Source organism: Halalkalibacterium halodurans (assembly GCF_004376175.1).
GTDB classification, from domain to species: Bacteria; Bacillota; Bacilli; order Bacillales; family Bacillaceae_D; genus Halalkalibacterium; species Halalkalibacterium halodurans.
The window spans coordinates 1-831 of the sequence record NZ_SNUY01000162.1 but is presented as its reverse complement, the minus strand read 5'-3'; the positions used below and the strand labels follow the sequence as shown (position 1 = coordinate 831).

General features: G+C 41.4%; 1 protein-coding gene. It reads left to right on the top strand.

What is annotated here, in order from left to right; translation table 11 throughout:
• Positions 1-223 precede the first annotated feature (223 nt).
• Positions 224-640 (top strand): universal stress protein, encoded by a 417-nt coding sequence (locus E2L07_RS20615; RefSeq protein WP_053432145.1) that lies wholly within the window; start codon positions 224-226, stop codon positions 638-640.
• Positions 641-831 lie beyond the last annotated feature (191 nt).

Sequence of the window (831 nt, the reverse complement as noted above, 5' to 3'; positions counted from 1 at the left end):
TCGAATAATTTGTTCTTGATAGTTTATAAAAGTTAATAAATAGGTTATAATTTGAGGGTACAAATTGTCACTTCCTTTTCTGGAATTGGGTGTGTGGTAACCTCAATTATCTACAGAAATCAGGGAGTGGCAATTTTTTTGCTTATAAAGCCCTCTAACATAGGATTTAATAGCCTATTTTTATATAAAGTTTTGACAGTACGTTTTTTGTAAGGGAGAGGGAATAATGAAAAAAATACTTCTTGCCACAGATGGATCGGTCCAGTCACAGCGTTCTGCTGAGCAGGCCATTCAGCTAGCGACTGCTTTTAATGGGGTTATTGATGTCGTCCATGTCATTGATGCAGAACGTGCGAAGCATGATGCCTTAAAAAACATTACCCCTGCCGCGTTAGAACAAGATCGGAAGCAACGTCTGAACCCGGTACTGACTAATATTAAAAAGGAAGGGATTCCGTACAAGCTGCATTTCCTCAAAGGAGAGCCCGGCCCATCCATCGTCGATTTTGCGAACAAAGGCGAGTATGATTGGGTCATCCTTGGAAGTCGTGGACTGAACCCATTGCAAACGATGGTGCTAGGGAGCGTTAGCCATAAAGTAGCGAAGCGTGTAAAATGGCCGGTTATGATTGTAAAATAGTGAGATCTCGCGAGCGGTGCTCCTTTTTAAAGGAGGAGCGCTTTTTTTAGATTATTAAACTGTGTGAGTCAATTTCATAATTTGAACCCTTAGTCTCGCAAGGTTTTCAAGGCACGAAAAAAGGAGTACCTCCCCAAAAGTCGAATGAGTTAAGTGACGAAACAAAACTACAGACTGGAGGAAGACTCCCT